This window comes from Sphingobacterium nematocida, from assembly GCF_900168125.1.
Classification (GTDB): domain Bacteria; phylum Bacteroidota; class Bacteroidia; order Sphingobacteriales; family Sphingobacteriaceae; genus Sphingobacterium; species Sphingobacterium nematocida.
Genome location: NZ_FUZF01000025.1, coordinates 1 through 19,750, shown reverse-complemented (window position 1 = coordinate 19,750; position 19,750 = coordinate 1). Strand labels below are relative to the sequence as shown.

The following is a 19,750-nucleotide window of genomic DNA, read 5'->3' as shown; positions in this document are numbered from 1 at the left end:
TATTACTATGTTTGTAGGATGAAGTCTATAGCAGATTTTTTAAAATTCGTGTTTCGGTACCGTTACAAAGTTGTAGACCTTATCATGTTTTATGTCAGTATGGTCTGCGCGCTTACCGTACTGGTACATATAGGCTATATTACCAATCCGGATATAGCGGAATATACTAAAAAGGCCATCTCCGCTATGTTTTATGGTCTTTTTGTACTAGAGATCCTTCGTACATCTTCATCTATTTTTGCGGTAAAAGGAATCGCGGTATCCCATTATTCAGGCATTGTTGTCATTCTGTATTTTTTGGTTATCCTATTTTCACGCATTACAGGTAGTACTTGGTTAGCTTATCTTGCCAAAGACGAGTGGCTGTATCTAGGAATTGGTATTGTCTTCTTGTCAGAACTTTCCAAGAGCAGTCTATTCTTTGATAACTTCTATTTCAATCCGACCATACTATTTGTGATTAGTTTTATAGGCCTGATCCTAATCGGTACCGTGTTGTTGATGTTGCCACGGACAACGTTAGAGGCGCCACTTAGTTTTGTAGATGCTTTTTTCATGGCGACAAGTGCCGTATGCATTACAGGACTCTCGGTAACAGATATCTCGACCAACTTTTCATTGTTCGGACAGACAATCATTATGCTGTTGATTCAGGTTGGCGGATTAGGGATTATGACTTTTACCGGGTTTTTTGGGTACTTTTTCTCAGGAGGGTTTTCGTTTAAAAACCAATTGATGTTCGGGGAGATTTTGGGTGAAAATAAACTTAATGACGTTGTTTCGACGTTATTGACTATCATATTTATCACCTTACTGTTCGAGCTTATAGGTGGTGCTTTTATTTATTTTACATTGGATCCCATGTTATTTGATAGTACCGGAGAGCGTGTTTTTTTTGCGGCCTTCCATGCTATTTCTTCTTTCTGTAATGCCGGGTTTTCTATTCTTTCAGATGGTATTACGAATCCTGAATACCGCTACAATTATAATTTTCAAATTGTCTTGACGCTGATTTTTGTTTTGGGAGGATTAGGGTTTGGCACAGTTTACAATTTTTATACTTATCTCAAAGGAAAGGCGAATGCTATTATCTGCTTGTTATTCCTCAAAAAGCGGTACAAGCATAAGGCGCAGCCTTTTAGTTTTAACACCAAATTTATACTCTTATGTAATGCCATCGTGGTCATTTTGGCTACGGGATCTTACTTTTTAATGGAACAGAATAACACCTTAGTCCCGGATAAAAATATTTTCGGTGAGTGGGTGACATCGCTTTTTATGGCAAATGCCTCACGATCGGCGGGGTTTAACAGTGTGGATGTCAACTTTGTAAGTACCCCGACGTTGATTATGCTAACCACATTAATGTGGATCGGTGCATCGCCTGGGTCTACAGGAGGGGGTGTTAAGGTCACTACCGTAGCCATAGCCTTTATGAACATTTTTTCATTGGCGAGAGGTAAAGATTCAATCGAGCTTTTTAAACGCAAGATTGCTTCCGAGTCCGTCAATAAAGCTTTTGCCATCATAGTTCTCTCGGTATTGACGATTACGGTTTCGTTTGTTCTCCTTAATTTTTCAGATCCCGGTAAACCGATGAAAGCATTACTGTTTGAATCGGTTTCTGCCTACACAACCTGTGGGCTTAGTTTGGGAGTGACGCCTTCACTGAGCGCAACAGGAAAGATCGTTATTATTTTTACCATGTTTGTGGGGCGTGTAGGGATGTTAACTTTACTGGTCGCCTTCATCAAAAACACGAAGAACAAAAGTTATATTTATCCAACAGAAAAGCTCCTGTTTTAGAGTTAAAAAATAACAATTCGTGCGTCCGTTACACTCGGTTTGGATATTCTATCCCTAACCAGTCGGGGCAAGTTAATGACAGATAAAAGATAAACCGATCCGCCAGCTGGCGGATCATGAAATAATTATATATGAAATATATTGTTTTGGGATTAGGACATTTTGGACGTTCATTGGGCATACATCTTACCGAGTTAGGCCATGAAGTCATTGGTGCCGATTTGAAGATACAGATTGTGGAGCAGCTAAAGGATAAGATCACGCATACGGTTTGTCTAGACACGACCGATCGAGAGGCCGTTTCGTCTTTACCTTTAAAAGATAGTGATGCGGTGATTATAGCTATTGGCGAAGACGAGGGAGCTTCCTTATTAACCACGGCTTTGGTCAAACAGCTCGGTGTAAAACGCATCATTGGACGGGTTGTGTCTGATCTTCAAAAAACGGTTATGGAGGCCATGCAGATCGATGAATATATCATGCCTGAAGAAGAAGCTGCAGAGCGTCTGGCCATGCGGTTGGATAATATCGATATTGTTGATTCGTTCAAGGTTTCTGATAGATATAGCATCATAGAGACGAAAGTTCCGTCCAAATATGTTGGGATGACGCTCAAAGATGCTGACCTTACAAATAGATATAAGGTTATCGTATTGACGACCGTTACCCTCACTGGCGCCGTTTCCAAGGGAAAAACCGTGCAAAGCAAAGAGGCGTCTGGCATAGCCAAGTCCGACACGGTACTCCGGGAGAATGATCTCCTTGTTTTATTTGGAGAACTTTCTGATATTAAAAAATTGATCGAAAAAGGAAACTAATCCAAAAGTCCATAGGATATTACTAAAATCAATTTTATATTTGGGCTTTAATAAAAGGCATTAACCGCTAACTTATCCGTGAAGATACGGTGAGATTGATGATAAAAATGCTCGTGATACCTTCGTTACCTTTAAAAGAAAAAATTGTTTGATGAAAAATTGGTTTAAAGAGAATTCTTCGCATCTAATTGTTGTTGCGATCTTCTTTGTATTAGTGTTTTTTTACTTTTCGCCGGTTTGGCAAGGCAAGGCATTGTCCCAACACGATGTGATGCAGGCGATGGGTAGCCAGAAGGAGCTTTTCGACTATAGAGCTAAGGACGGTCATGCGCCTCAATGGACCAACTCGATGTTTGGCGGGATGCCAACTTACCAGATTTGGTATGAGCACACCACGAATATAACAAGTTATGTTAATCGAATCTTGACAACATTCTTCCCTTTGCCGGCAGATGTTATTTTGATTTATCTTTTGGGAAGTTATTTCTTGCTTTCCGTTCTCCGCATTAAGCCTTGGCTGGCTGCGGTAGGAGCTATAGCTATTACTTTTTCATCCTACAATTTTATTTACATTGAGGCAGGGCACGTTAATAAAGCTTATGCTATAGCCTATTTGGCTCCCATAATCGGAGCCGTTATACTCTGTTATCGGGGTAATAAGCTGTGGGGGCCGATTTTGTTAGCAGTCTTTCTTGCATTGGAGATTCGAACTAACCACGTGCAGATGACCTATTATCTTTTCATTGCATTATTGGTTTACGTGGGGTTTGAGCTTTATTATGCGATTCGAGAAAAACGCGTTCCTGCATTTGCGAAAGCTACAGCATTGCAGATAGGGGCAGTATTGGTTGCAGTAGCGGTCAACGCTTCCGTATTGTTTCCAACCTATGAGTATAGCAAGTTGACTACGCGGGGCAAGGCCAATATAGTGAAGGTAGATGAAGGGAATAAAAGTGGGGGATTGGATAAAGATTACGCTTATGCTTGGAGTCAGGGAGTAGGCGAAAATTTAACATTTTTGATTCCAAATGCTTACGGAGGAAAAACCCAAGGTGTTTTAGGCGAAGATTCGCATGTGGTTAAGTTTTTTACGGGCTTAGGAGCGCCTCAAAATCAAGCCCTGCAGATGGCGCAGAGCCTTCCTGCTTATTGGGGAGAGAAGTCGATTACTTCCGGTCCTTGGTATTTCGGAGCTGGGATTATTTTTCTATTTGTCCTAGGGATCTTTATTGTTAGAGATCGATTAAAATGGTGGATTCTTGCTGCTATAGGACTGACGGTATTGTTAGCTTTAGGAAGCAACTTCCCGCTCGTTTCAGATATTTTCTTTGATTATGCCCCATTGTATAATAAATTTAGGGCTCCTGAGTCTATTCTGATTATTCCATCTATCCTGATACCTGTGCTAGCAGTTATGGCTGTCCATGAACTGATAAATAAAGGCAGTGATATTGTTCAATTGGACAAGAAAGTGCTTTATAGTTTCGGAATAATTGCAGGCATCTGTGTCGTGGTTGCCTTAATGCCTAATATTCTAGCCTTCAAGCCGTCAACAAATCAAGAGTTTATCAGTATGTTGACGAGAGAGTTTGGTGATGCAAATCTTGCAAATCAATTATCAGCAGAGCTTATAAAAGATAGGGCAGATTTAGCTTCGGCAGATGCTTGGCGTTCTTTGGGCATTGTGCTTGTTGTATTTGCTTTAGTTTGGTTTTTTGTTAAAAAGAAGGTCTCTGCAAATATTTTAGTAATTGGAATAGGTCTGATCACGCTATTGGATCTTTGGTCTGTGGACAAACGCTATTTGAATAACGAAACTTTTGTGGACAAAAGTTTGACAAAAAATCCTATACAAGAACGCGAAGTAGATCAGTTGATTCGTATGGATAAGGATCCACATTACCGCGTTCTTGATTTGACCACAAATCCATTTTCTGATGCAAAAGCTTCTTATTTTCATAAAAGTTTAGGAGGGTATCATGCGGCTAAGCTGATGCGTTTTCAAGAGTTGTTGGAGCACCAGTTCAATGGAGCTATTAATGAAGATGTCTTGGATATGTTTAATGTCCGCTATGTAATCACCCGTGATCCTAATAACGGAGCAGAACGAATCCAACGCAGATCTACCGCAGCAGGAAATGCATGGTTTGTAGATAAGGTAACTTTTGTCAAAGACAATGCGCAGGAAATGCAGGCGATCAGTAGTTTTGATCCAGCAAAAGAAGCATTTGTTCATGACGAGTATAAAGGAAAAGTAAATGCGGCTCGCTTAGGTCGTCCAAATAATGCAGATATTAAGTTGACCTCTTATCATCCAGACAAGTTGCAATATGAGTATACGGCTCCAAACGATGTTTTCGCTGTTTTCTCAGAAGTATATTACGACAAGGGTTGGAAAGCTTATGTTGATGGAGAAGAGGTACCTATTATACGGACTGACTACCTTTTAAGAGGATTACAACTACCGGGAGGTAATCATAAGGTAGAGTTTGTTTTTGACCCGCAGACGATGAAAATATCAAGTATCGTTTCTTTAATCGGTTCCATCGTTTTGGTACTAGGTTTGGGCGGAGCGATTTTTATCTCATACAGAAGGAAAAAGGCCTAACAGCAATGACCTAATATAAAACGGGCTACTTAATCTTTTAAGTAGCCCGTTTTATATATACCTAACCGTTGTTCTTTAAAGCTCAAGTTTTAATTGAGGGTCGGTAACGCGAAAGGTTTTTCTGTGGTGAATTGTATGACCATGTGCTAATACTGCTTTGCGGTGTACAATAGTAGGGTAACCTTTATTAGACTTCCATTCATACTGCGGAAATTCGCCCGCTATACTATCCATGTATTCATCCCTATATGTCTTTGCTAATATCGATGCCGCTGCTATGGCGAGGTATTTACCATCCCCTTTTACAATGCAGGCGTGAGGTAGCGTTTGGTAAGGAATAAATTTATTTCCATCTATAATCAAAAATTCAGGAGCAACTTGCAGTGCGTCAATAGCAAGATGCATTGCTTTGTAAGACGCGTTATGTATGTTTATTTTATCAATCTCCTGCGGAGTTATGATACCTACAGCAAAAGCCAAAGCTTCCTTTTCTATTATTGGACGCAATTCATTCCTTTTCTTTTCAGATAGTTTTTTTGAGTCGTTCAGTATAGGATTATAGTAATCCTTTGGAAAGATAACTGCCGCGGCAAAAACAGGTCCCGCAAGACAGCCTCTGCCAGCTTCATCGCAGCCGGCTTCTATGAATTCGTTTTGATATTGGGATAAAAGCATGGGTTGATTGTCTGTGTAACTTATCTGTGATATCGTCATGTTAACACTTATTTACACTAGTTATTCATTTTTTTGTAGTGATGTTGACGATTTAAAAAATTTTAAGGCTCTTTGTTGTGTAAAAGTAAACATTAATTGCTGATGAATAAACTTTATATCCTTTTTCTCTTTTGTTGTCCTCTTTTTCTATTTGCTCAAAAGAAAAAGAAACAAGAGTATCTATTTCAGCAGGTAGATAATATTGTTCTTGATGGGCAGTTGACAGAATGGGGTGATAAATTGTATAATGCTAACAGTGATTTGTGGTCTTTTGGTGTTGCGGTTCAAGGAGGAAAAATTTATGTCGCTGTCCGAATTAAAGACGAGATGTTGCAACGAGAGGCGCTACGGAACGGTATTTTTGTAAATTTAAGTCACAACGAGAAGAAAAAGGAGGGAGCAAAGCTATTATATCCATCTGTAGATCGAGAACGACTCAGAGCCTTAAGTCAGGATGAAGATCTCGACAGAAATAATATAAAGGCAGAACTGTTGAAAAGTGTACGTGGGTACCAAATTTCGGGTTTTAGTAAAGTTGTAGATGGCCTTCTATCGTTTGACAATTCTTACGGAATACGCGCTAAGGCTCAGTTTGAAGGTGATATTTTACTGTGTGAATCTGAGGTGCCGTTGGATTTAATAAAATTTGAAAGTGATCGCATTGCGATTCAGGTAGGCGTGAATACCCAGTTTTTTCAAATGAAGAAAGTGGTCGATGCTACCCCAAGTTCCAACAATGTTAGGATCTATGGTGCTAGTCCTAAGCCAACAGTCAAGAACCCCTATAAAGAAGAGACGGCGGTTTGGTTCTTTGGAAATATAAAATAGAGAGATAATATATATGATTTTTTTAAAGAGGTGGGTAGCGGTAGCCGCCCTATTTATTTGTTTTTCGGCTCAGGCACAGTCCACGAAGGTCGTTCAGGGTTTTTTAAGAGACTCCCTATCTAGACCTATCGCTGGCGCATCGGTACAGTATATTGTCGGTACAGACACATTAAAAACAAGTTCTTCTGTAGGAGGGATCTATACATTCAACAATGCAAGCGATAAGCCTTTTAAAATTAGAGTCTCAAGTCTTGGGTTTGAGCCTTTTGAGAAAGGATATACTTTTGCTGCTGTGCAAGATAATAGAATGTTGGTGCCTAATATTATTTTGCAGGGTATTCCCAATATGTTGGAAGAGGTGGTGGTGAATGGGGTTATCACCGTGCAAGTGAAAGGGGATACGGTGGAGTACTCTACCAGGGACCTTAAATTGAGAGAAGGGTCTGTTGCTGAAGATGCTCTTAAGAAGTTGCAGGGTGTAGAAGTCGATAAAGATGGTACCGTGACGGCACAGGGTGAACAGGTGACTCGCGTCCGTATTAATGGCAAGGACTTTTTCGGAGGTGATGTAAAGACCGCAACACAAAACTTGCCAGCCAATATTATTGAAAAGATTAAGGTGGTTGATGATTTTGGTGACATGGCCAACTTGACTGGTAATAAATCGGGAGAGTCAACTAAGGTTATAGATATTCAGATTGATCCAAAATATAATAAAGGTTATGCAGGAATGCTTCGCGTCGGTGGAGGTACGGAGGAACGTTACCAGGCTACAGGTTCTTGGTTTCAGTTTATAGATAAGACACAGGTGTCTGTGTTAGGTAATTTGAATAATATGAATGCGCCATTATTTGACTTTAATTCGATGGGTGGTGGTTCTCGAGGTCGCCAAGGCGGTGGTGGCGGACGCGGAGGAGGCATGTTTGGTGGTTCAGACGGTATCACAAATACAGGATCGATCGGTGTTAATATTAAACATGAATTCAGCGACAAGTTAAAAGTGGATGGAAGCTATTCCTTTGGTAGAGATGATAATAACACGATATCGAGCGCTTTTTCAGACTACATAGGCCAAAATTTAACCGAAGAAAAAGAGGAGAACAATAATAATATTCGGGCAAATCACCGTTTTGAGAGCAATATAGAATGGAAATTATCGGACAAGGACTTTATTAAACTTTCCCCTCAATTCGGTTTTAATGATAATTCGACCAATAATGAAGGGAGCTCAATTTTTTATATTGATGATTTGTTGAATAACAGACAGACCACGGAGGTGGTTTCTGGGTCGACTGCCCCTAGGTATAATTTGTCTGGATTATATAATCGTCGTTTGAGCGAAAGTGGAAGAAATATATTCTTCAATTTTAACTACGATAACGCCCGCACGACAAGTGATTTTAATCAGGTATTTCAGCGCTACATTTCCGACCCTTCCAATCAAGATAAGGAGCTTCAGGATATTTATGAGCGAACACTCCGTGATGTAGAAAACAAAAGCTGGAATGCGGGAACATCGGTATCTTATTTAGAACCATTGGGAGCAAAAAGCAAGTTGGAGGTAACTTACGATTATAATACAAATGATTATGATAACCATAATAGCCAAAAGGCAGAAGATGCAGGAGGTAATCCATTGCTGTCAAACGTTTTGAATTATTCGTATGATTACGATTATGCATTCACAACACACAAAGTTGGTGCAAGTTTCTTGTATGAGAATGATAAAATTAAATATTCATTAGGAGGTGCGGTACAGCCCTCTGTATTGAAAGGTAACGCATTTAGTGCGACTGAGTCTGCAGTCATTGATCGTTCAAACTTTAATATAATTCCGATCGCACGGTTCGAGTATAAATTCTCCCGGCAGTCAAACATTACGGTTAATTATTCCGGCAGATCTTCAGAACCTGGAGTGTCTCAGATCCTACCGTTTGAGGTGTCTACGAATAGAACAAATACAACTATCGGTAATCCGGAGCTGGATCCAGAGTTCAGACATTCGATGAATGTACGTTTCCGTTCTGGCGATTTCCAAAAAGGTAAAACGTTCTTTGCGATGATCCGTTCGGAGTTGACTCAAGATAAAATTGTAACCATGAACCGAAGATTTTTGGTGGAAGAACCTAATCCAGGTCAACCTAATGAAACAGTACAGACCCTTTATCAAGAAGTGGGATACCAAAACGAGGGAGATGCGGTGTATTCAATCAACTCCTTTTATCACCTAGGAAGATCATTGAAAGAGAAAACATATAATATTATGTACGGTGGGGGTGTTACCTTTAATAAGAACATTTCTTATATCAGTAGAACTGAAACAGGGAATGACTTTGATAAAGGAATTACGAACAATACTAATATTTTTCAGATGTTGTTCTTTAGATACAATCCCTCAGAGAACCTAGAGATCAACTCTGGAGTTCGTTACAATTACAATATTACGAAATCGAATTTGTCTGAATTTAACCAGGCAAATACGAGTAAGATAACTCCGAATTTAATCGGTTCTGTAAATATTACGCCAACAACAATTTTTGGCGTGGATATTTCGAAAGAGTTTAATAAAGGTTATCGAACAAATGCAAACCCCTTTATCATCAATAGTTATATTGAACAAAAATTCATGAAAGATCAAAGAGGGGCATTACGTCTGCAGGGTTTCGATTTACTCAATCAGCAGACAAATATCAATCGTACTGTAGGGGATATCTTGACGGATAGTCGCACGAATAGATTAGCACGCTACTTTATGTTGACTTTCACGTTTAGATTACAGAAGTTTTCTGGGGTAAACCCATTGGAAGACAACAGTGGTGGGCATGGTGGTATGCGTAGGCCAAGAATGTAACTTCCCGTTTTTAGTAAAATGGCATCCATTTTTTTAATTGGATGCCATTTTTTTTAACAGCTTTTTAAGGCCTGTTTCTAATGGAAAGCTCTAGGGATTGAGGGTGTCAGTTTCTGTATTTTATTGTGTAGCTTTGCATTCATTATTAAAATCCATCTGAATGAAGGAGTACAATCTTATCCAACTGGATAATGGTATACGCGTCTTGTTGCATTTTCAAAAGTCAGTTATAACCCATAGCTGTATTGTGGTAAATACAGGCTCAAGGCACGAGAAAGAGGGTAAGTTTGGAATGGCTCATTTTATTGAACATCTAGTTTTTAAAAGAACGGAAAAGCGGTCGACAAATCAGATCCTCAATCGATTGGAGCAGGTGGGGGGCGATTTGAATGCGTATACAACCAAGGAATACACGTGCTTGCATGCCTCTTTTCTAAACCCTTACTTGGAGCGCGCTTTAGACTTATTTGAAGATGTGTTATTTCATTCTACGTTTCCAGAAACAGAGATAGAGAAAGAAAGAGGTGTGATTTTAGACGAAATCGCTTCCTATTTGGATAGCCCCGAAGAGTCGATAATGGACGATTTTGAAGATCTCCTATTTCAAGGATCAGGGCTTGGTCATAATATCTTAGGTGTAGAAGATGATCTGAAGTCTATCACCAAATCAGACATCATCCAGTTTATGGAGGAGACCTATAATACTTCGGAGATCGTTATCGCTATTTCTGGAGATTACACCCTGGCACAGGTAAAGCGACAGGCAGAGCGTATCTTTGGAAAGATTAAAGCCAATATTTTGCCCCCGCCAGTACAGGTAGTTCCTGCTGTAGCCAATATTAATGAAGTGATCGAGAAGCCTATTAATCAAGCTCATTATATGTTGGGTGGGCAAGCATTCGGTGTGTATGATGAGCGAAGAACGGCTCTCTTATTACTGAATAATATGTTGGGAGGTTATGGTATGAGTTCTATACTCAATCTTGGGATACGAGAGAAGTATGGAATTGCTTATACGATAGAGTCTAATTTTACGATGTACAAGGATACGGGAAGCATTAGTATCTACCTCGGGACAGATGAAGAAAAGCTAGATCGAGCAGTATCACTTGTGTTTAAGGAATTGAATAAGTTAAAGAGCGCTCCTATTTCAGCGTATCAATTGACAAGGGCAAAGCAGAAGTTTAAGGGGCAGATAGCGTTGGCCGAAGAAAGTCGAATGAGTATGATTATTGCGGAGGCAAAGAATATCATCGATTATGGCCGAGTCATCTCTTTGAACGATGTCGTAAGTAGCATCGACAAAGTACAAGCGGACGATCTATTTGAACTTTCAACCCTTTTTTTTGCAGACGATCGCCTTGTATCGCTTAAATTCGTTCCCGAGAAATAGAATTTAAATAAGTTCATGACAGTTAAGAAAAACAAATCGAGAGAGCCAAACGAAGTGCGCTCACGAATACATTAAAACACTAGCTTAATGAGTAAATGAGCTCATGAATTACGTGGAGATAAACACTAATGAATAATTATATACATATGAAATATCCATGTAGCAGAGACTACACAAACACTAATGAATAAAAAATGGATATTCCATATGACAGATGAGAAACAAATTACATACATATGAACACAGCTTATATTTTTCCAGGACAGGGCGCTCAATTCGTAGGAATGGGACAAGATCTGTACAACCTGAATGCAGAAACAAAGGCGCTCTTTGAACAAGCAAATGATATTCTAGGCTTTCGTATTACCGATATCATGTTTCAGGGAACTGACGAAGACCTTAAACAAACTAACGTCACACAGCCAGCTATATTTTTACATTCCGTAATTCTAGCCAAAGCATTGGGAGCTTCCTTTAACCCGTCTATGGTTGCAGGGCACTCGTTAGGCGAGTTTTCCGCTTTGGTCGCAGCAAATGCATTATCGTTTGAAGACGGTTTAAAGTTGGTGTCGCAGCGTGCTAATGCTATGCAGAAGGCATGTGAGATCGAGCCATCCACAATGGCAGCTATATTAGGGCTAGAAGACGAGGTTGTGGAGCGGATCTGTGCGCAGATTGAAGATATCGTAGTACCCGCAAACTACAACTGTCCGGGACAGTTAGTGATTTCAGGATCGATCGTAGGGGTGGATAAAGCTTGTGTGTTGTTGACAGAAGCAGGAGCAAAAAGAGCCCTTAAACTAAATGTGGGAGGCGCATTTCATTCGCCATTAATGGAGCCTGCGAAGGTAGAATTACAGGCAGCAATCGAAGCAACAACGATTAATGTTCCTGTATGTCCTATATATCAAAATGTGGATGCAAAAGCGTATACAGATCCTGCTCAGATTAAAGAAAATCTTATCGCGCAGTTGACTGGAGCAGTGAGATGGACACAGACCGTTCAGAATATGTTAGCGGATGGTGCAGAAGCATTTGTTGAAGTTGGTCCAGGTAATGTATTGCAAGGTTTGGTTAAAAAAGTGGATAGACAAGCGCAAACTTCATCCGCGACTATCGGGTAATAATTACTACTGTTCTTTGAACATGTAGTAATGATCTTGGATTACCTGAGTTATAAAGTCCTCTGGGTGTACTTGAGCTTTTACACCCAGTAGGATTTCCAGTTTAGCCGCCAGTACCTGGATAATTCTATAATTCTTCCTGCGAAATCCCATTTGATAGAGGTCTTTTATATCGTTAAGATCTACATCTGTTAGCTTGATTACTTCAGGGTAGACGATCTGGTGAGTAGCTGTAATTTCTTCAAATAGAGTTTCTTTCAGATTTATGTCTTCTTTGATACTGATTACAGTGGTATCTGCCGCCATATCCCCAATACGTTGGCTTTTTGAGGAAAGTATAATACTTGTAAGACCTAGTCCTCCCATGCTGATAAATATGTCGATTGCATTGCAAACCCAACGTATGAAATACTGATAAAAGGTGGCGCGTGTACCGTCTATTTTGACTACTTTGATTTTCATGATTCGTTTTCCTATTGTTTGCCCCTCCATCAAGGTTTCTAAAACAAGCGGATATAGGAATATCGGCAACGTTGCTAATGACGCGACGCCCCAACTTAACCAAGCATCACCGGAATTAAATACGTCCGACTTGGCTAACAATGTAAATGCTAAAATGGCATATAGTATCATAACGCCATAGTCTAGTCCAAATGCGATACAACGCGACCCGACAGAAGCGAGTCTGTATTCAAAATTTACATTCTGTGGCGTATTAATTAATAGCTTATTCATTGTTCTATTACAGATCGTGTCCTATTAATCAAACCTACATAAAATGGATAACATTCACGAATGACCAGTAGAAAAACTTGGGTTGACGCATCTTGGTGAATGAAATACATATGAAAATTTCCAATAAGTATTCGAAATTCCAAGCATTTTATCTAAGTTTATAGCAAGCTGTAAACTTCATTTATGCGAGAAGCCTCCTTTATAGATCGGAATAAAGAGAAATGGGTGTCAATAGAGAATAATTTGACCAATAAAGAAGATGTCAACCCTGATACGTTGGCCTCAAACTATATTGAGTTGACTAACGATTTAGCCTATGCTCAGACTTTTTATCCTAAAAGTAAGACCAAGGAATACCTTAATGAACTCTCGATTCGTGCACATCAATTGATTTACAAGGATCAAAAATCATCAAATCATCAAATAGCTCATTTTTTCCAGGTCGAAGTGTTTGAGGCGATATGGGCTATCCGTCGCCCCTTGCTGTATTCCTTTTTGATTTTTGTTTTCGCAGGTCTTATCGGCTTCGTCTCTGCTCGGTATGATGAGGGGTTTGTACGTCTTATTCTTGGAGATAGCTATGTCAACATGACCATCGAGAACATAAAAGCGGGAAATCCAGCTGCGGTTTATCAAGATGGAAGTAATTGGGGAGGGGCACTTGCTATCACTATAAATAATGTTAAAGTGGCTTTCTATGCTTTTATTTTTGGTGCTTTTTTCAGCTTAGGTACCGGTTATATACTCTTTAGCAATGGTATTATGGTCGGCGCATTTCATTATATGTTTTATAAATACGACGTTTTGCAAGAAGCGATGTCTGCCATATGGATACACGGTACGATCGAGCTTTCGGTAATTGTAATTGCTGGAGGTTGCGGATTAGCGATGGGAAATAGTATTCTCTTTCCGAAGTCTTACACGCGTATGGCCTCTTTTAAAACAGCGACAAAAGATGCAGCCAAGGTTTTAATTAGTACCGTTCCTTTTTTTATTGTGGCAGGTACCCTAGAAGGTTTCGTGACACGGTATTATCAGCTTTCTATTTGGCTTTGCTTTGGTGTTATTCTGTTATCTGCAGCCGCAATTGTCTTTTATTATATCATTAGGCCTAAACAGCTAGCAATTAAGTATAAATGGAGTTAACCCAATTCGAATTTAAACGCGAGCGCAGGTTGGGCGAGTTTGTACAGGACTTTATCAATTTGTTGAAAATTATAATTGGGCATCTTTCCAAAGAGCTGCTTAAGTTGTTGATTGCTCCTTTATGTGCCATGCTGCTCATTGGTTACTACATCTCGACACAACTCAACCTCAATGCTGATTACAGTTCCGGAGAGATTGTTGCTATGGTCATGACATTCGGGCTCGCTTTACTTTGTATGTTGATCATTGGTGGTTTAGCATTTGGTTTTACTATTGAGTATTTTATTCTTTTACGAAATCGACGTGATCTTTCCTTTAGAGCCAACGATATTTGGAATGCTTTTAAGCATAATATTGGAAAATACGTTCGATTTTTGTTAGGCTCTATAGTCGTAGGGATGATCGTGTTTATTCCCTTGGCATTTGTATTGTTTGTTTCCGCATTGATTCCTTTGGTAGGATCTCTTGCGATAGGAGTTGTTTTTGCGGTCTTAGGATTATGGTTTTTCACCGCGTTTATGTTGTACCGTGAGGATTACTACGATTTGTTTGATACCTATACCTCCGCATTCTCTATGCTCAAAAGTAAGATCGGCGAATATGGACTCGCTTCCTACATTGTTACCTTTTTATTTAGGTCGCTCATGACGTTAATGAGTATCATCCCTTTTATTATTCTAGGTTTTATAGCGTACAATTATGTAGGTTTTAACGATAGTTTTTTCGATACCTATATCGGCAAGATCTTGGTCACATTGGGCAGTACATTTATGTCTTTGTTTTTCATTATCTACTATATGTTATCGGTGATCAGCTATGGTATCATTTATGAAACAGCCAAAGAGCTGCGGTTTGGAGAGGATGTCTTTGAAAAGATTGACAAGATAGGAAGGAGGCGCGATGGCTAGCAACATTTTTCAGGAAAATCTAGTAGATACTGTACACACGTTAAAGAGTGAGCCAATATATCAGTATTGGAAAGGAGATTATTATGATTCCATCCCTAGCGCCAAAATTGTCACAACGGATAGCATAGAAGCTTTTGATGTAATAGTCGGACGATATCAAACGAAAGAGTTTGAATATATAGAGAGTATTTCTGATAAGCTAAGTTTTTTTGATAAGTTACTGGATCGTATAAGCGAATTTTTATCGGATCTTTTTCCGCAACCTAAAGGTAATTTTAATGAAGGAGTCTTTAATTTGCTAGCAGTAATAGGGGCGGTAGTATTGATTTTTTTGATCTATAAGTTCTTTGTGTCCCGGAAAAAACTTTACGTGCACCATGATACAGACATTGAAAGTGAAGAAGAACAGATCGCGTTTGTGGAGAGAAATCTACTACAGGTTGATGTTCAGGCCTATTTGTCTGATGCGTTACAACAAAAGAATTATACATTAGCTATACGCTATCTGCAGTTGCTAAACATACAGTTGTTAGGACTTAAGGGAATTGTACAATGGAATCAATCCAAAACCAATACAGAGTTAATGGAGGGGGTAAATGATGAAGAGTTGAGGCAAGACTTCCTAGCTTGTGCTGTAGTGTTTGATTATGCTTGGTTCGGTCATTTCGAGATTACAGAAGATGCATACCAGAAGTATGCCCCGAGATTTATTCAATTTCAAAGGAGGTGGTCTTGAAAAAAAGCATTTTAATTGGATTGTCATTACTATTCGTCGTGGCGCTCGGAATAGCGATTATTGACGCGGGAGCTAAGAGACCAATCGATTGGTCAAAGTCATACAATTTTAGAGATAAAATTCCCTACGGTTTATTTGTGTTTAGGAGCGAACTTCCTCAAATATTAGGATCGGAGCGTAGTTATTCTGATTTTGGGGAGTCTATGTATGAGTTAATCGCTCAGTTGGACAGTATGCAAGATTATAGAAGATCCATTTTGGATATTTATCCGAATATTGGATACGATCAGGTGGATGCAAAAGTAGTCTTAAGTTATATCCGGGAGGGTGGAGAAGTTTTTTTATCTGGAGAGTATTTGGGCGAACAGCTGCTTGATACCTTGGGGATACAGGTAGAAACTTTACGAGAAACGTTGTTTATGCCTACGGATAAGAATATCTCCTATTCTTTAGAGGGAGATACGAGCCGAATTCATTTGGCAAAAGCAATGGGGTTTAGGGTGTTTTCAAAGCTAGATGCTAAAACTTGTACAATCTTGGGACAGTTGCATGCTAGAGGAAGAGCTATTCCAAACTTTGTTCGGGTCTCGTTAGGAAAAGGTACGCTCTATTTGCACCTACTTCCTGAGGTTTTTACCAATTATCACTTGCTTCAAAAGGGAGGATATGAGTATGCTTCTAAGGCGGTCCAGGCTATCCAAGGTGATAAAGTGGTGCTGTCGGATTACTACTTCGAATCGGAGCAGTCACGCACACCTTTACGGGTTATTTTGACCAACCCAGGTTTTTATCAGGCCTGGTACCTACTGCTATTTGGACTTTTAGTCTTGTTTGTCTTTAAAAGTAAACGGGAACAGCGGGCGGTAAAAATTGTTAAACCGGAACAGAATCTTTCTAAAGAGTTTGCAAAGACAATCGGTACGCTATATTATGAAAATGGACATCCCGGTAATATTATTCACAAAAAAATAGATTATTTCCTTTATACAATCCGTTCCAATTATCAGGTGGAGACAATGAATCTTTTGGATGAAAAGTTTCTACGGGTATTATCACTTAAGACGGCAGTAAGTGTTGAAGAGACTACGGCACTGTTTTCATTTATTCACGAATGCAAAAGTAGGAATGATTTTACGATTGAAGAGGTTAAGAAGGTTAATAGAAGAATAGAAGAGTTTAAAAGTAAAGCTAATATTATATGAGCGAGCAAGATAATTTAATGCATAAATATTTGCCTGATTTTGAAAGTCGGATCGACCTTACTGTATTGCAAGATCGACTCGGAGCCGCCCGATCAGAGGTAAAGAAAGTAATTATTGGACAGGATCGTGTCATCAATATGTTATTGATCTCGATACTTGCAGGGGGACATTCCCTGATAGAAGGTTTGCCGGGTGTGGGCAAAACACTCACCGCCAAATTGATCGCTAAAACGATAAATAGTGATTTCAAGCGTATACAATTCACGCCCGATTTAATGCCCTCCGACGTAACAGGTTCATCTATTCTTGATTTAAAGACGAATGAGTTTGAATTTCGAAAAGGACCTATTTTCGGGAGTATTATTCTTATCGATGAAATTAATAGAGCCCCAGCAAAAACCCAAGCGTCTTTATTTGAGTGTATGAGCGAAAGACAGGTTACAGTAGATGGGCATACCTACAAGATGGCAAGTCCTTTTGTCGTTTTCGCGACACAGAATCCGATCGAACATGAAGGTACTTATCGATTGCCGGAAGCCCAGTTAGATCGCTTTTTATTCAAGATAGATGTTGATTATCCCGAACTTGAACAAGAGTTAGATATTTTAAAGGAGCATCATCTACAGCGTGCAGGAGATAAGGAGGATTTGGTACAGCAGGTTGTATCTACGGATGAGCTTATTCATTTTCAGCATTTATCGAAGCTGGTATATATACATGAAGATGTGTTAAAATATATTACCGAAATTGTGGTACAGACCCGTAGTAATCCTAACTTAAGTTTAGGTGCTTCTCCACGGGCTTCAATAGCGCTCTTAGAAGCCTCTAAGGCATTTGCTGCATTGCAAGGGAGGGATTTTGTGACACCAGAAGATGTAAAATACGTGGCCTCTCCAATTTTGGGGCACCGGGTGCAGTTAACGCCTGAAAAAGAAATGGAAGGCTTCTCACCAGGGTATATTATCCGTCAACTTGTAGAGAGTGTAGAGATTCCAAGATAATGAATTTGATGAGAGGGCTCTACGTTCGGAATTTATTTTTCTACTTGCTGTTGACGCTTGCAGGTCTATTTGCACTATCGTTTTACGTGGAACCTTTGCGCGTGGTTTGCACGGTGCTTTTATGGGGAGCGATTGCGCTTTGTGTATGGGATTTGATTTTTCTTTTCCTGCCCCGTAAAGCAGTAGATATAAAACGGCAATATCCCGAAAAATTATCAAATGGGGATGCTAATCCTTTTTTATTAGAATTGTCAAGTAGGTATGTGATTGCGGTCAAAGCCCGGGTGTTGGAGGAGATGCCGCTGCAATTGCAGATGAGACATAATGAGTTTGTATTGAAGCTTATTCCAAATCAAGTCAGTCAAATTGATTTTGAGCTGCATCCTAAGCGTAGAGGGATCTATTCTTTTGGAAAATGTAATCTGTTGGTGCGTCATTTGGGGCTGTTTGAAAGAAAGTTTGTTCTAGACGAAAACCTAGACATCCCTTGTTATCCCTCCTTTATACAAATGCGTAAATACCAGTTGCTGGCCACGACCGATCGATTGGTCGAGCTGGGTATAAAGCGTATACGTCGTATCGGGAGTACCATGGAGTTTGATCATATACGTGAATATGTGAAAGGGGATGAGTATAGACATATGAACTGGAAGGCATCAGCGAAGCAAAATAAACTGATGGTGAATCAATATCAGGAAGAAAAATCACAGCCAATTTATTCGTTCATAGATTTAGGAAGGGTCATGCGTATGCCATTTCAAGAAATGACGCTATTGGATTATGCAATTAATGCCACTCTGGTCTTGTCCAATGCTGCTATTCTGAAGCAAGATCGGGCAGGTATGCTGACGTTTTCAAAAGAAGTGTCTAATCACGTTTCTGCGGAGAAAAATAACAAGCAGATGAAGCTGATTGCCGATAAATTGTATGGTATCTCTACCGGTTTTGAGGAGTCTGAGTTCGGCGGGCTATATGCTTTTGCCCACAAGCATATAAACAAACGATCCTTAATCTTTGTTTATACCAATTTTGAAACATTGGATGCCATGAATCGGCAGCTGCCTTATTTGAGGATGCTCAACAAGACCCATATTGTCGTTGTGGTTGTATTTAAGAATACGGAGTTATTAGCGATGTCGAAAGAAAACGCTCAAAAGACGATCGACATCTATAATAAAATTATAGCAGAGAAATTTGTGTATGAAAAGAGCTTAATTATACAGGAGCTGATACGCAACGGTTTACAGACCATCTATACAGCCCCGGAGGATCTAAGTATAAATGCCATAAATAAGTATTTAGAGATCAAGGCTCGAGGGTTGATATAGTTTTACCTTAGGGCGTAGTCTGTTTTTTCTTTTATCAGAGATTTCTTTCCCAATTTCTTGATATGCTTTAAGCGTAGTTGATAGGTATTTACTTCTTTCTCGTATCAAATTTGGGACTACTTTGTTTTTAAAGCATAGTTAATAGGGATATAACTCGTATATAACTCGGGTTTTATTCGATTTTATCCGAATGAAGTCCGTATTAAGTCCGAATAAAGTACGGCTAATCTGTAATCTTACCCTAGCTAGCTACATCCAAAACTAAAGAATTCCAATCGGAATTGCTATTGCTATCTTGTTGGAACGTAGGAAACTCGGAGAGTTTTCCATATTTCAACAGGAATTCAGTCGGCGTTAACTGCCCCAAAGCAGAATGAGGTCTTTCATTGTTGTACATCCATGCCCATGCGGCTGCATATTTCCTAATATCAGGCAAGCTATTGAACATATAGCTATCAAGCACATCCTGCCTGAAAGTTCTGTTAAACCGTTCTATCAAACTATTTTGTGTAGGTTTTCCTGGTTGGATAAACTGCCATTGTATGTTGTTCT

The 19,750-nt window shown here is 39.5% G+C and carries 16 protein-coding genes; 13 read left to right on the top strand and 3 right to left on the bottom strand.

Translation table 11 applies throughout. From position 1 onward, the window contains the following. The first annotated feature begins 18 nt into the window (after positions 1-18). From B5X76_RS19880 to B5X76_RS19870, 3 genes are all read left to right on the top strand, one after another. Positions 19-1,806, top strand: coding sequence for a TrkH family potassium uptake protein (locus B5X76_RS19880; protein WP_079645674.1), 1,788 nt, complete (start codon positions 19-21; stop codon positions 1,804-1,806). A 131-nt stretch (positions 1,807-1,937) separates the two neighbouring features. After that, entirely contained in the window at positions 1,938-2,624 is a 687-nt protein-coding gene (locus B5X76_RS19875) for a potassium channel family protein (protein WP_079645673.1), read from the top strand. A gap of 151 nt (positions 2,625-2,775) precedes the next feature. Then, entirely contained in the window at positions 2,776-5,232 is a 2,457-nt protein-coding gene (locus B5X76_RS19870) for a YfhO family protein (RefSeq protein ID WP_079645672.1), read from the top strand. Between the two features lie 75 nt (positions 5,233-5,307). Here B5X76_RS19870 and B5X76_RS19865 read toward each other — a convergent pair whose 3' ends face one another. Continuing rightward, a complete protein-coding gene (locus B5X76_RS19865) occupies positions 5,308-5,907 on the bottom strand; it encodes a ribonuclease HII (protein ID WP_079645707.1) in 600 nt (199 codons plus the stop codon). Between the two features lie 141 nt (positions 5,908-6,048). Here B5X76_RS19865 and B5X76_RS19860 point away from each other — a divergent pair, with 141 nt between their 5' ends. The 4 genes from B5X76_RS19860 (at position 6,049) to fabD (ending at position 12,142) form a co-directional block, all read left to right on the top strand. Beyond that, positions 6,049-6,774, top strand: a complete 726-nt coding sequence (locus B5X76_RS19860) for a hypothetical protein (RefSeq protein ID WP_079645671.1) — start codon at positions 6,049-6,051, stop codon at positions 6,772-6,774. Positions 6,775-6,787: 13 nt separating this feature from the next. After that, positions 6,788-9,625, top strand: a complete 2,838-nt coding sequence (locus B5X76_RS19855) for an outer membrane beta-barrel protein (protein ID WP_079645670.1) — start codon at positions 6,788-6,790, stop codon at positions 9,623-9,625. A gap of 160 nt (positions 9,626-9,785) precedes the next feature. Further along, positions 9,786-11,018 (top strand): M16 family metallopeptidase, encoded by a 1,233-nt coding sequence (locus tag B5X76_RS19850; RefSeq protein WP_079645669.1) that lies wholly within the window; start codon positions 9,786-9,788, stop codon positions 11,016-11,018. A 236-nt stretch (positions 11,019-11,254) separates the two neighbouring features. Next, positions 11,255-12,142 carry an ACP S-malonyltransferase gene (fabD, locus tag B5X76_RS19845; RefSeq protein WP_079645668.1) on the top strand — a complete coding sequence of 296 codons (888 nt, stop codon included), beginning with the start codon at positions 11,255-11,257 and terminating at the stop codon, positions 12,140-12,142. Between the two features lie 6 nt (positions 12,143-12,148). Here the strand turns inward: fabD and B5X76_RS19840 are convergent, their stop codons facing one another. Next, positions 12,149-12,877, bottom strand: a complete 729-nt coding sequence (locus tag B5X76_RS19840) for an RDD family protein (RefSeq protein WP_079645667.1) — start codon at positions 12,875-12,877, stop codon at positions 12,149-12,151. Positions 12,878-13,060: 183 nt separating this feature from the next. Here B5X76_RS19840 and B5X76_RS19835 point away from each other — a divergent pair, with 183 nt between their 5' ends. Genes B5X76_RS19835 through B5X76_RS19810 form a run of 6 tightly spaced genes read left to right on the top strand, consistent with a single transcriptional unit; the run spans position 13,061 to position 19,198 of the window. Then, complete coding sequence (locus tag B5X76_RS19835) at positions 13,061-14,023, top strand: stage II sporulation protein M (RefSeq protein ID WP_079645666.1); 963 nt, start codon at positions 13,061-13,063, stop codon at positions 14,021-14,023. Beyond that, positions 14,014-14,931: an ABC transporter permease gene (locus B5X76_RS19830; RefSeq protein ID WP_079645665.1), complete on the top strand. Its 918-nt coding sequence runs from the start codon at positions 14,014-14,016 to the stop codon at positions 14,929-14,931. The genes B5X76_RS19835 and B5X76_RS19830 overlap by 10 nt, the downstream gene beginning before the upstream one ends. Then, complete coding sequence (locus B5X76_RS19825; protein WP_079645664.1) at positions 14,924-15,667, top strand: hypothetical protein; 744 nt, start codon at positions 14,924-14,926, stop codon at positions 15,665-15,667. Before B5X76_RS19830 ends, B5X76_RS19825 begins: the two co-directional genes overlap by 8 nt. Further along, positions 15,664-16,869 carry a DUF4350 domain-containing protein gene (locus tag B5X76_RS19820; RefSeq protein ID WP_079645663.1) on the top strand — a complete coding sequence of 402 codons (1,206 nt, stop codon included), beginning with the start codon at positions 15,664-15,666 and terminating at the stop codon, positions 16,867-16,869. The genes B5X76_RS19825 and B5X76_RS19820 overlap by 4 nt, the downstream gene beginning before the upstream one ends. Next, a complete protein-coding gene (locus B5X76_RS19815; protein WP_079645662.1) occupies positions 16,866-17,870 on the top strand; it encodes an AAA family ATPase in 1,005 nt (334 codons plus the stop codon). The genes B5X76_RS19820 and B5X76_RS19815 overlap by 4 nt, the downstream gene beginning before the upstream one ends. Next, positions 17,870-19,198, top strand: a complete 1,329-nt coding sequence (locus B5X76_RS19810) for a DUF58 domain-containing protein (RefSeq protein WP_245801100.1) — start codon at positions 17,870-17,872, stop codon at positions 19,196-19,198. Before B5X76_RS19815 ends, B5X76_RS19810 begins: the two co-directional genes overlap by 1 nt. 241 nt (positions 19,199-19,439) lie before the next feature. On the opposite strand, the gene B5X76_RS19805 is transcribed toward B5X76_RS19810, so the two are convergent. After that, a partial coding sequence (locus B5X76_RS19805) for an integrase core domain-containing protein (protein ID WP_139375380.1) occupies positions 19,440-19,750 on the bottom strand: 311 nt, incomplete at its 5' end.

Excerpts from the sequence above, each read along its gene's own strand:
- B5X76_RS19850 (WP_079645669.1), top strand. The coding sequence starts at position 9,786 with ATGAAGGAGTACAATCTTATCCAACTGGATAATGGTATACGCGTCTTG.
- B5X76_RS19835 (WP_079645666.1), top strand. The coding sequence starts at position 13,061 with ATGCGAGAAGCCTCCTTTATAGATCGGAATAAAGAGAAATGGGTGTCA.
- B5X76_RS19810 (WP_245801100.1), top strand. The coding sequence starts at position 17,870 with ATGAATTTGATGAGAGGGCTCTACGTTCGGAATTTATTTTTCTACTTG.
- B5X76_RS19860 (WP_079645671.1), top strand. The coding sequence starts at position 6,049 with ATGAATAAACTTTATATCCTTTTTCTCTTTTGTTGTCCTCTTTTTCTA.
- B5X76_RS19825 (WP_079645664.1), top strand. The coding sequence starts at position 14,924 with ATGGCTAGCAACATTTTTCAGGAAAATCTAGTAGATACTGTACACACG.
- B5X76_RS19830 (WP_079645665.1), top strand. The coding sequence starts at position 14,014 with ATGGAGTTAACCCAATTCGAATTTAAACGCGAGCGCAGGTTGGGCGAG.
- B5X76_RS19855 (WP_079645670.1), top strand. The coding sequence starts at position 6,788 with ATGATTTTTTTAAAGAGGTGGGTAGCGGTAGCCGCCCTATTTATTTGT.
- B5X76_RS19815 (WP_079645662.1), top strand. The coding sequence starts at position 16,866 with ATGAGCGAGCAAGATAATTTAATGCATAAATATTTGCCTGATTTTGAA.
- B5X76_RS19880 (WP_079645674.1), top strand. The coding sequence starts at position 19 with ATGAAGTCTATAGCAGATTTTTTAAAATTCGTGTTTCGGTACCGTTAC.
- B5X76_RS19875 (WP_079645673.1), top strand. The coding sequence starts at position 1,938 with ATGAAATATATTGTTTTGGGATTAGGACATTTTGGACGTTCATTGGGC.
- B5X76_RS19865 (WP_079645707.1), bottom strand. The coding sequence starts at position 5,907 with ATGCTTTTATCCCAATATCAAAACGAATTCATAGAAGCCGGCTGCGAT.
- B5X76_RS19840 (WP_079645667.1), bottom strand. The coding sequence starts at position 12,877 with ATGAATAAGCTATTAATTAATACGCCACAGAATGTAAATTTTGAATAC.
- fabD (WP_079645668.1), top strand. The coding sequence starts at position 11,255 with ATGAACACAGCTTATATTTTTCCAGGACAGGGCGCTCAATTCGTAGGA.
- B5X76_RS19870 (WP_079645672.1), top strand. The coding sequence starts at position 2,776 with ATGAAAAATTGGTTTAAAGAGAATTCTTCGCATCTAATTGTTGTTGCG.